The organism is Chryseobacterium sp. WX (assembly GCF_029542485.1).
Taxonomy (GTDB): Bacteria; Bacteroidota; Bacteroidia; order Flavobacteriales; family Weeksellaceae; genus Chryseobacterium; species Chryseobacterium cucumeris.
This window is the reverse complement of the sequence record NZ_CP120710.1, coordinates 2,674,064-2,684,952: the sequence shown is the minus strand read 5'-3', so window position 1 is coordinate 2,684,952 and position 10,889 is coordinate 2,674,064. Positions and strand designations below refer to the sequence as shown.

11 protein-coding genes, 7 tRNA genes and 1 other RNA gene are annotated in these 10,889 nt (G+C 35.1%); 12 read left to right on the top strand and 7 right to left on the bottom strand.

Going from position 1 to position 10,889, the window contains the following annotated elements; genetic code table 11:
* The 7 genes from PZ898_RS12090 to ssrA all read right to left on the bottom strand — a co-directional run bounded on the left by PZ898_RS12090 (position 1) and on the right by ssrA (position 5,795).
* Positions 1–2,040 (bottom strand): copper-translocating P-type ATPase, encoded by a 2,040-nt coding sequence (locus PZ898_RS12090; RefSeq protein WP_056012974.1) that lies wholly within the window; start codon positions 2,038–2,040, stop codon positions 1–3.
* Between the two features lie 85 nt (positions 2,041–2,125).
* Positions 2,126–2,596 (bottom strand): heme-binding domain-containing protein, encoded by a 471-nt coding sequence (locus PZ898_RS12085; protein WP_056012971.1) that lies wholly within the window; start codon positions 2,594–2,596, stop codon positions 2,126–2,128.
* Between the two features lies 1 nt (position 2,597).
* Positions 2,598–3,257 carry a DUF3347 domain-containing protein gene (locus PZ898_RS12080; RefSeq protein WP_056012968.1) on the bottom strand — a complete coding sequence of 220 codons (660 nt, stop codon included), beginning with the start codon at positions 3,255–3,257 and terminating at the stop codon, positions 2,598–2,600.
* Positions 3,258–3,296: 39 nt separating this feature from the next.
* Positions 3,297–3,818, bottom strand: coding sequence for a DUF305 domain-containing protein (locus tag PZ898_RS12075; protein WP_056012966.1), 522 nt, complete (start codon positions 3,816–3,818; stop codon positions 3,297–3,299).
* 12 nt (positions 3,819–3,830) lie between these two features.
* A complete protein-coding gene (locus PZ898_RS12070) occupies positions 3,831–4,700 on the bottom strand; it encodes a DUF3347 domain-containing protein (protein ID WP_174514427.1) in 870 nt (289 codons plus the stop codon).
* Positions 4,701–4,926: 226 nt separating this feature from the next.
* The gene (locus tag PZ898_RS12065; protein ID WP_056012959.1) at positions 4,927–5,109 is read right to left on the bottom strand and encodes a hypothetical protein; all 183 of its coding nucleotides are present in this window, start codon (positions 5,107–5,109) and stop codon (positions 4,927–4,929) included.
* Between the two features lie 284 nt (positions 5,110–5,393).
* Positions 5,394–5,795: a transfer-messenger RNA gene (ssrA, locus tag PZ898_RS12060) on the bottom strand.
* A 270-nt stretch (positions 5,796–6,065) separates the two neighbouring features.
* Here ssrA and rpsU point away from each other — a divergent pair.
* The 12 genes from rpsU to PZ898_RS12000 all read left to right on the top strand — a co-directional run bounded on the left by rpsU (position 6,066) and on the right by PZ898_RS12000 (position 10,771).
* Positions 6,066–6,263: a 30S ribosomal protein S21 gene (rpsU, locus tag PZ898_RS12055; RefSeq protein ID WP_034693154.1), complete on the top strand. Its 198-nt coding sequence runs from the start codon at positions 6,066–6,068 to the stop codon at positions 6,261–6,263.
* A gap of 78 nt (positions 6,264–6,341) precedes the next feature.
* Positions 6,342–7,229 (top strand): tyrosine-type recombinase/integrase, encoded by an 888-nt coding sequence (locus tag PZ898_RS12050; RefSeq protein WP_277695604.1) that lies wholly within the window; start codon positions 6,342–6,344, stop codon positions 7,227–7,229.
* Complete coding sequence (locus tag PZ898_RS12045; protein WP_047435429.1) at positions 7,226–7,516, top strand: HPF/RaiA family ribosome-associated protein; 291 nt, start codon at positions 7,226–7,228, stop codon at positions 7,514–7,516. Before PZ898_RS12050 ends, PZ898_RS12045 begins: the two co-directional genes overlap by 4 nt.
* A gap of 109 nt (positions 7,517–7,625) precedes the next feature.
* Positions 7,626–7,699: transfer RNA gene (locus PZ898_RS12040), tRNA-Thr, on the top strand.
* An 18-nt stretch (positions 7,700–7,717) separates the two neighbouring features.
* A tRNA-Tyr gene (locus PZ898_RS12035) sits at positions 7,718–7,798 on the top strand.
* Positions 7,799–7,886: 88 nt separating this feature from the next.
* Positions 7,887–7,959, top strand: a tRNA-Gly gene (locus tag PZ898_RS12030).
* Positions 7,960–8,046: 87 nt separating this feature from the next.
* Positions 8,047–8,123 (top strand) — tRNA-Thr (locus tag PZ898_RS12025).
* An 18-nt stretch (positions 8,124–8,141) separates the two neighbouring features.
* Positions 8,142–8,222: transfer RNA gene (locus PZ898_RS12020), tRNA-Tyr, on the top strand.
* An 85-nt stretch (positions 8,223–8,307) separates the two neighbouring features.
* A tRNA-Gly gene (locus PZ898_RS12015) sits at positions 8,308–8,380 on the top strand.
* Positions 8,381–8,422: 42 nt separating this feature from the next.
* Positions 8,423–8,494: transfer RNA gene (locus tag PZ898_RS12010), tRNA-Thr, on the top strand.
* A 231-nt stretch (positions 8,495–8,725) separates the two neighbouring features.
* A complete protein-coding gene (locus tag PZ898_RS12005) occupies positions 8,726–9,406 on the top strand; it encodes a response regulator transcription factor (protein ID WP_047435426.1) in 681 nt (226 codons plus the stop codon).
* Positions 9,407–10,771 carry an ATP-binding protein gene (locus PZ898_RS12000; RefSeq protein ID WP_277693434.1) on the top strand — a complete coding sequence of 455 codons (1,365 nt, stop codon included), beginning with the start codon at positions 9,407–9,409 and terminating at the stop codon, positions 10,769–10,771.
* Positions 10,772–10,889 lie beyond the last annotated feature (118 nt).

Here is a 10,889-nt window from a genome sequence, read left to right as displayed (position 1 = left end):
TTATTTTTTTATTTTTAAAAAACTTGCATTGATTGCAACTACAACTGTACTAACCGTCATTAAAACCGCACCTGCTGCCGGACTTAATAAGATGCCTTGTTTATATAAAACACCTGCTGCCAAAGGCAACGCAATAACATTATAACCTGTTGCCCAAATTAAATTCTGTATCATTTTTCGGTAAGTGGCTTTGCCAAATAAAATGAGGCTTACTATATCTTTTGGATTGCTGTTTACTAAAACAATACCTGCGGTTTCGGCTGCTATATCGCTCCCGCTACCAACTGCAATACCAACATCGGCAACTGCTAAAGCTGGTGCATCGTTTACGCCATCGCCTGTCATTGCAACAAATTCGTCTTTGCTTTGCAGTTCTTTTATTTTTTCTAATTTTTGATGTGGCAATACTTCGGCAATAAAACTATCCATGCCTAAAGTGTCACTTACACTCTTTGCTACTTTGTTGTTATCGCCGGTAAGCAAAATGGATCTGATATTGTTTTCTCTTAAGGTCTTGATTGCTTCTGCTGATTCAGGGCGGATTTCATCTGACAAAGCAATGTAACCTGCCAACTGATTATTGACGATTAGAAACACAACTGTCTCTGTGTCGTTGGCAGTAAAGCTTTCGGGGATTGCTACATTGTTTTCTTTTAAATATCCCGGACTAACCACCAATATTTTTTTGCCCTCAACAGTTGCTTCAACGCCTTTACCTGTGATGGCATTGAAATTTTCTGTTGCAGGAATTGTGATTGATAAGTCTTTTACTTTTCGCAATATGCCTGTTGCAATTGGATGTTCTGATTTTTGTTCCAATGCTGATGCAAGGCGAATGATTTCATTTTCGTCCAACTCTTTTTGCAACGAAACGACTTTTGATACTTCAAATTTTCCTACGGTCAATGTTCCTGTTTTGTCAAAAACTACGGTGGTTATTTTTCTTGCATTTTCAAAGGCTGTCCTGTTTTTAATAAGCAATCCGCTTTTAGCTGATAAGGCTGTAGATTTTGCAACAACCAATGGAACTGCCAAACCCAAAGCATGAGGGCAACAAATAACAATTACGGTTACCATTCTTTCCATTGCAAAAGCCAATGATTGCCCTGTGAGATACCAATATAAAAATGTGGCAATGCCTGTAACCATTGCTATAATCGTAAGCCATCTTGCAGCTTTGTCTGCTAATAGCTGCGTTTGTGATTTTGATTTTTGCGCATCGTCCACCAATTTAATTACCTGTGATAAGTAAGAGTCTTTTGCTGCATGGGAAACGGTAACTTTTATAGAACCGTTGCCATTGATTGCGCCTGCAATTACTTTATCGCCTTTTACTTTTTGTACTGGTTTGCTTTCGCCGGTAAGCATACTTTCATTCAGGTAGCTTTCGCCTTCTAATATTATTCCATCGGCTGCCACTTTTTCGCCTGGCTTTACTAAAATAATGTCGTTCTCTTTTAATGTCTCGGTTTTTACATCATGCACCATGTTGGGCATTACCATATGTGCATCGGCTGGCATTAACTGTACCAATAATTCTAATTCTTTTGACGCACCTGCAACAGATTTCATTTCTATCCAATGCCCCAAAAGCATTATGAGTATTAGGGTTGCCAATTCCCAAAAGAAATCCATACCCTGTAACCCAAACACAATTGCAACGCTGTAGATGTAAGCAACTGTTATGGCGAACCCGATTAAAAACATCATGCCGGGGTTCTTTGCTTTTACTTCGTCAACCAATCCTTTTAAAAATGGAAAGCCGCCATAAAAAAACACAACGGTTGACAATGCAAAGAGTATGTATTGCGAACCTGCAAACTGCCAATCAACTTTCATAAAATGTTGTATCATGGTTGATAGCAACATGATTGGAATGGTTAGGATGAGCACAACATAAAACCTTTTTTTAAAATCGGCAATCATCATGGCATGGTGGTTATGTCCTGCCATGCCCATTGATGGGTTTGCTCCATGCTGCATATTGCTCATGTCATGCCCTGTATGGATTTCTTTATTTTCTGTATGTTGATGTTCCATATAAATAATTTTATTTGCAACAATCCTTTTTGCGAATATAGATTGTTTTAAGAATGGTGATTAATATTTTTTTTGTGCACTGCTTTTAATTTTCTATTGAAAGGCTGTCTGCTTTTTTGTTCATCCAATCCATTATCAAACTTTTTTGCTCTTTTGAGAGCTTTGCGTAGCTGTGCATTATTTTATATGAAGCTAAAGGCATTTCATCGTCTTTAATTTGGTTTGCTATTCCTTTCAATTTACTTATTTGCCTTCGACTACTAATACTGCCAAACTCACTAAAGTTTAATTTTTCTTTGCCATTATCAATATGCCTTTTCATCATCCACGCCATAGGCTGTATGTTGGAATACCACGTATTTTTGGTATTATTGCTATGACAATCGTAACAGGCATTTTGTAAAATGTTTTGCACATTTTCCGGAACGGTATAAACTTTTGCAAAATAGGTTTTGTCAACCTGCCCCTTATTTACATTGAGGGCAGGCTGATATAATTGTATAGCAATAAAAAAAAACAGTACTATTGCCAAAATTATCTTTATTACTTTTTTCATTTTATAAATCCTTTTTCACAGAACCGCAGGTAAGCATTTGGCTACCGTAATAAGGATTTTTAATTGCCTTAGCTTCGCTAATCCAAATAGCACCTTTGCCGTCATTGTACATTGGGCAGAAGTCCTGATACAGCTTTTGTGTAGTTCCAAACAAGGTAATAAGGTCGGAGACATCTTTACTTAAGGATGCGAAATGTTCTCTTTGGTGGTCTACCTTTCCTGCGTTGTCGCCAATATGTTCTGCATTTTCCTTGGCATCTTCAGCTATTTCCATATATTCTTTATGTTTATTTGCTGGGATAGCGTTCATATCCACATTTTTTAAGGTAGTAAACAATTGCTTTCCTGCATTAGCAGCTGTTTTGTCATTATCTGCAACAAGTGCATTTTTTAAAGCCAAATAATCCTTAATTATAGGTGCGATAGTAAACTTTTGAGTTTGCTTCACATCGGATTTTTCTGCCTCTTGAGAAGACGTATCCGTTGAAGTAACAGTTGCTACCGTATCATTGTGTATAGGTGATTGTAACTCCGGAGTTGCAGCAATTGTTGTGCTATCATTAGCTTGCTGGTCGCTATTTTTATTTGAAGATTGATTGCAGGAAATTGTTACCGTTGCAATTGTTACTAATGTAATGATTGAGAAAATTATATTTTTCATTTTATTTACTTTTGATATTATTGAAGAACTTTATCTTATTTATTTGTTTTCAAATTCATTTAGCTTATGCTTCATAAATTCGATTTCTTGTGCCTGTGTTTCCAGTATGTTTTTTTGTAACTGTATCAATTCGGGGTCGGTAAGTTTAGCTTTTTCAGACATCAATACTGCTGCTGCGTGATGCGGTATCATACCTTTTACAAACTCCTTATCGCCCACAAATAATTGCTCCCGAATACCAAACCAAGAAAAGATGCCAATCGCAAAGGAAACCGTTATGATTGCCCAGTTGATTTTTTTGTTTTCATACATTCCTTTCATTATCAATAGTTCTATGATCAACATTGCAGAAATCATCAGCAATGTCATATATAAATTATTGATGTTCAGGATAAGGTTCTGTAAGCCGTCAATCATAGCATACATAATGAAGTACATAGCTATGAACATAGCAACAGCCATTACAGTAAAGCGTTTGTACATTGCTAAAGAATGATTAGTATTATGCTTTTCATTCTTATGATTGTGTTGTATTTCGTGTTGGTTTTCCATACTTTCCATAACAATTGCGTTTTATTTGTTATTAATAGTTTCCTGTACGCTTCCGCAAGTAAGCATTTTGGAGCCGTAATACGGATTTTTAATTGCTTCTTCTTTGCTTAGCCAATTTGCTCCTTTACCATTATTGTACATTGGGCAATGCTGATAATAAACAGGTGTTTCTTGTTTTGAAACTTTGGCTAATTCGTACATATTATTAGCCAGTAAAGCGAAAATTTCTCTTTGTTTGGTAACATCTTTTGCTACTGCAATTTTTTCTGAATTAGCAGTTAAATCTTTCATTACTTTCATCCAAACGGTATGTTCTTCGTTGGAAAGTTTTGTCATTTCTACTGCTTTAATTGCTTTTATCAGTTCAGAAGCTTTTGCGGATGAAGTACCTGCGTCGGTTTTCACCAAAGCATCTTTCACAGAAAAATAATTATCGAAAACTGCTTTCAGTTGTGGTGCATATTGGGTAGTTGCCATTTCTTTTGAGTTGTGGTTACCGTGTTCTGCTTTCATATCCATATTTGCAACTTCAACTTTTGCAACTGGTTTTAATTCTCTGTTGTATTGGCAGCATCCGGATAGTTTAGCATATACATCATCTGGAGCTAAAAATTTCTCGCTGTCATAACCTGCCAAAGCAATACGTTTCAGTATTTCATCCTGGCTTGTTTTTTTATCATCGTATTTAAGTGTAGCCATTTTGGTGTCTTTATTCCATTCTACTGTGGCTACATTTTTTACGTTTCCTGCTTTTTCAATTGTGGTTTTACACATATCACAGTTGCCATATATTTTTACGGTTTCTGTTTTTGCATTTTTGATTTGTGCAAAACTGTTTACTGCTGATAGTAATACGGTGATTACCATCAATATTTTTGATATTGATTTCAATTTGAAAATTTTAAAATTAATAAGATTTATAAAAGGGTTGCGAAAACCGGATTTAGTTTTCGACAAGACGTAACTGTGGCTAGCAAGCCATAGTTTTATCCTATTTTAGGCGGTTGCCAAAAAGAATGGTAACCCGAAGAATAATAGGTTTGTTTGAAACCGAATTTTTGCGTTTTAATTTCCGCAAAGTGATTTTCTGTTTTTATATCTACAAGTATAGGTAAACTTAATGGAGATGAAGAAGTGCTACATTTGCAAGAACTGTGTTTACACTTACCGTTGCAGTCGTGACCATCGTTGCACTTAGTACAGGACTTATCCTTACATCTGCTTTTATGTTCTGATTTTGAATATTGATCTTTAGAGCAACTTTTCTGTTCTGTATTAGCTGTTTTTTTTGCACAAGCATAGCTTAAGCTTGGAATTAGAAAAAAGCCCAAACATAGTAAGATAATAAAGCTGATATGTTTACTAAAAGTTTTCAACACAACAAAATTATGAAATTATTTCTTTTTGATAGTTATAATATGATTATTTTAATTAAGTAAATGCAATAAGAGAGCTGGATTTGTTATCATTGGCAAAGTATGATGGTAATTATTTGATAATTCTTAATAAAATAGAATTTAATATAGCACCTACACTAGCACCTTTAAAAATAAAACTCTGTAAATCAGCAATTTACAGAGTTTTAAGTGGAGTTGGAGGGATTCGAACCCTCGTCCAAACAAGCAATACATAAGCTTTCTACATGCTTATTCTACCATTGGTTTTCGACTGGAAGCAGAGGATAGACACCCAACTACCAGCTTATCTTCTGAAATTTTCGAGCTTTAGCCAAAGCTTCTAAAGCCTTATTTCTGCATTCCTATATCCCAGGATCAAACGCCGCAGAACAGAGCATTTGTGGAATATCTTGCTTCCCTACTGAAATCTTCGGGAAAACGCTTGATCTACTATACTTCGATATTAAGCTGCAAGAGCGAACTCTTCGTTGCCAGTTAAAATTTTGTAGCAAGGGATTATAGAGATCGCGCTACGGTTCTCTGCATGCTTACTTACCCATTGGTCTTGCTGTCGAAACCAGTCAACCCCATGAATAAAGTGAATGCAAAGATAATGCTTTTTGTTTACATTTCATTAATGTAGATGGTTTTAATAGAAATTAGGAAATAAAATGAGTAACCTGAAGGTAGTAAGAATTGAATATCCAGTAATTGTGGATAAAAATATTATTGTTTGCTAACAGGCTTTAATACGGGGTTTTTTAACAGTCATAGGGTGGAGTAGTGATTGTTTATGGCAATATATTTTGTGTTCTCATAAAAATTGTCTAGTTTTGCAATCCAAAATGAGATGTAAAATATGTTAATAATTCCAGTAAAAGATGGTGAATCCATCGACAGAGCTTTAAAAAAATACAAGAGAAAATTTGATAAAACAGGAACTGTTCGTCAATTAAGATCTAGACAACAGTTTATTAAGCCTTCTGTAACTTTGAGACAAGCTAGACTAAAAGCGGCTTACAAACAAAGAGCGCTTAGCAAAGAAGAGCAGGCTTAAGATTTTTTCTTAACCATATATTAATTCACTTCTTAAATTCTTATATTTGAGGAGTGAATTTTTATTTTTATACCTATGATGCTGGAAAAGTTTTTAGAATACTTACAATTCGAAAAAAGATATTCTCCTCATACCATCACAAGCTACAAAAAAGACCTTGAAGACTTTTCCCATTTCTTTCTCCGAACGGAATCTTCCGACAATTTAGCCAAGGCAGACAAAAAGATTATCCGGAATTTTATTGTTGAACTCAGTGAAAATGACATTTCCAAAAGAAGTATTAACAGAAAATTATCCTCGCTCCGTAGTTTCTATCTTTTTCATTTAAAAATAGGGGAGATTAAAGTCTCTCCTACCGAAGGTATTTCTTCTCTGAAGTTTTATGCTGAAAAACAGATTCCTATGTCTAAAGAGGAAATGGAAGAACTTAATGAAAGGGTTTTCGAACAGGTACATGGTGTGCTTGAAAAATGCATTATGGAAGTTCTTTATCAGACAGGAATGCGTAAAGCTGAACTTTGTGGCCTGATATTTGAGAATGTTGACTTATATGAAAATGAATTAAAAGTAATAGGAAAAGGGAATAAAGCAAGGGTAATTCCTATTTCCGATGAACTGTCTGAACTTCTAAAAAGTTATCTGGAAATAAGAAATCCACAGACAGAATTTAAATCATATTTTTTCGTGAATAAGAAAGGGAAAAAACTCAGTGAAAAATTTGTTTATGTGGTAGTTAATAAGTACCTTAGTCTTGTAACAACGAAAGAAAAAAAAAGTCCTCACATCCTTCGGCATAGCTTTGCTACTCACGTTTTGGATAATGGGGCGGAGATCTCCAAAGTGAAAAAAATATTAGGGCATTCCAGTCTTGCCAGTACTCAAGTCTATACGAATGCTAATATTGAACAATTGAAAAAAGTGTTTAATCAGGCTCACCCTCGAGCATCAAAAAAAGAAGAATTATGAAGATTTCAGTTCAATCAATCGGTTTAACACCACACGAACCACTAGAGTCACACATCGACAAAAAAGTTAGCAAATTGGATACCTTCTATGACAAGATTCAGGAGTGTAAGGTATTTTTGAAAGTGGAAAATAATGCTGACAAAGCAAATAAAACAGCCGAGATTATTTTGGCGGTTCCGGGAGACGATATCGTAGTAAAGAAGACATCTACAAGTTTTGAAGAAAGTTTGGACCTTTGTGTTGATACTGCTAAAAAGCTATTAATCAAGAAAAAAGAAATGGCATAGAAAAAAAAGTTAAAAAAAGTTTATAAAATATTTGAGAATTCAAAAAATCCGTTCTATATTTGCACTCGCAAAAAAGGAACAGCGATCTTTTGAATTCTTTTTTATATTTGCCTCCATAGCTCAGTTGGCCAGAGCACGTGATTTGTAATCTCGGGGTCGTGGGTTCGAATCCCTCTGGAGGCTCATAAAATATAAACTTTTGGGGAGATTCCAGAGTGGCTAAATGGGACTGACTGTAACTCAGTTGCTTCGGCTTCGTAGGTTCGAATCCTGCTCTCCCCACTTTATATTTTTGTAAAAAAAACTTGCAAGATTAAATAAGTTTTCTTAGTTTTGCACAGCGTTTACCAATAGTTTTGGAAACAAAATTGCGGAAGTAGCTCAGTTGGTAGAGCGTCAGCCTTCCAAGCTGAATGTCGCGGGTTCGACCCCCGTCTTCCGCTCAAAGAAATCACCATAAAAGTGATTCTTTTTAACACTGAAATGTGTAGAGTAGAGTTTCTCGATCAGTTTCAGTCCTTTATTAAAATGCCTCCATAGCTCAGTTGGCCAGAGCACGTGATTTGTAATCTCGGGGTCGTGGGTTCGAATCCCTCTGGAGGCTCCATTTTAATATAAAATATCTGGGGAGATTCCAGAGTGGCTAAATGGGACTGACTGTAACTCAGTTGCTTCGGCTTCGTAGGTTCGAATCCTGCTCTCCCCACATTTTATATTATCAAAAACTTGCAAGATTAAATAAATTTTCTTAGTTTTGCACAGCGTTTACCAATAGTTTTGGAAACAAAATTGCGGAAGTAGCTCAGTTGGTAGAGCGTCAGCCTTCCAAGCTGAATGTCGCGGGTTCGACCCCCGTCTTCCGCTCAACAAAAAATCATGCTGCTTAGTATGATTTTTTTAGTTGATGCCGACTTAGCTCAGCGGTAGAGTGCTTCCTTGGTAAGGAAGAGGTCACGGGTTCAAGTCCCGTAGTTGGCTCTCGATTTTCCCGAATCTCTTCGGGATTTTTTTATGCCCAAAAGAATTTAATTTTACTATCTGATCATTTTACAGTTAAACATCTGCTTAGATAAATCCTAAAATTATTTCCTTCTTCAATTTTTTTTTTAGATTCGTTTCTTGATGATAGCGCTATCATGAAAACTTTTACTTCATCTTTAGAATCACAATCATAAAATTTTCTTTAAATTCGTGTAAAATAATTTTTTGATGAATATTCTTTTACTGGAAGATGATCTCATTCTGTCTGCGGAATTGTGCAGATTTTTAGAATCAAATAATTTTAACTGTGATAAGATCTATGACGGGGAGACTTTTCTTCGTCAGATAAAAAATAGTACTTATGATCTGTATTTACTAGACATTAATGTTCCTAAAATAAATGGACTTGATGTCTGTCAGACGATCCGTTCTTTTGATAAAAATACTCCTATCATTATCATTTCTGCTTATGGGGATATCTCTGATAAAAAAGATGCCTTCACTAGGCTGGCTGATGATTATCTTGTAAAGCCATTCCAGTTTGAGGAACTTCTGTTAAGAATCAATTCACTATTAAGAAGAAAAGCACCTTCTGATAATTCTGATCAGGATATTTTAAGAATTGATGATCTTATTATCAACAAAACAGAGCAGAAGGTTTATCGTGGAGGAAATGAAATAACCCTTACCTTAAAAGAATTCCAATTGTTGGTTTATCTTGCGGAAGCGCAGGGAAGAACGGTTTCCAAGCAACAGATCACAGAACATGTCTGGGAACACAATTTCAATACAAATACCAATACGGTGGAAGTTTATATCAATTTCCTGAGGAAGAAGATCGATAAAGATTTTAAAATAAAACTGATCCACACCCGTTCAGGTTTCGGATATTACCTAAGTCCATTATAAATGTCTTTAAAAAGAAAGATCGCTTTAACAATAAGTATTGCCTTTTCATTATTATTTGGAATGGTGATGGCGGTCATTTATTTATCTTTTAATGATTTCAGAAGAGATGAGTTTAAAGAAAGATTCAGGCAGAGACTTGAGTTTACTTCTCATTTCATCTCAAAATCCAAAGACTTTGAAGAGGAAGCACCCGTTTTTTTCAATGAAAATTCAGATAACATTCTTTTGAATGAAAAGATTTTAATTTTCAATGAAAAAAAAGAATTGATCTACAGTACGATCAAAGACAGAAATGTTATCTGGGACAGTGCAATGCTTAAAGAGCTGGATAAAAAGAAGATTATCTATACCGAAAAAACCGTTCCCGAAATCTATGCAGCCCTCAGGAATATCAACGGTGAAAATTATTATATCCTTACAAGTGCTTTTGATACCAATGGGAAATCCAAATTGGGATATCTTAAATATCTTTTGATTACAGCTTATGTGATGAGCACTATGCTTATTGGGTTCTTTAGCTATTATTTTGTGGAAAAGTTCCTACGTCCTCTTGAAGATTTGAACAAAGAAATTTCTGAAGTTACGGCTCATAAGCTCACCACACAGATTCCGGTAGAACAATCTAATGATGAAGTAAGTGTTCTTGCAAAATCTTTTAATACAATGATTGGGAGGCTGGATGATGTATTTCAGTCACAAAAAGATTTTACGGCCAGTGCTTCACATGAGATCAGAACTCCTATAACAAGAATGGCATTTCAGCTGGAAAACCTTATCAAGTTTGAAGAGCATTCTCCGGAAACTCTGTCTTCTTTAAAACAAATTCAGAGAGATGTCTATCAGCTGTCAGATCTGACAAATTCACTTTTACTGCTTACAAAATTTGATAAAGAAAATATCCAGAGTATTTATGAGGAAGTAAGGATTGACGAAGTTATTTTTGAAGCTTTTGAAGCGGTGGAGAAAAGTTATCCGCAACTTAAGCTGGATTTTCTGATTAATGAAGAAAGTTCTGAAAATGCTTTTCTGACTATAAAAGGAATTCAGTCACTATTGGTAATTGTATTTATCAACTTGTTTAAAAATGCAGCGGTGTACTCAGATAATACAGAAGTGAATGTTCTCATCACTGAAACCAATGATAATCTTTCCATCGAAGTTATTTCCCATGGTAATACTATTTCTGAAGATGAGCAGGCTAAACTGTTTGAAGCTTTCACGAGAGGGAATAATGCACAGAATATAGCAGGATCAGGATTAGGTCTTAGAATCGTCAAAAGAATTCTGGAATATCATGATTCAGATATTGTATATTCTTCACCTGAGGAGTACATGAATAAGTTTACCTTATTTTTTAAAAAATAAAATGAAAAGCAACTGATATGAAAAACAGTTGTTTTTTTTTGTTAAACTCCTGATTGAAATTTTTAATAAAAATTCAATGGTTAGAGAAAAATTCACTGCTTTTTGTATGATCGGTTAT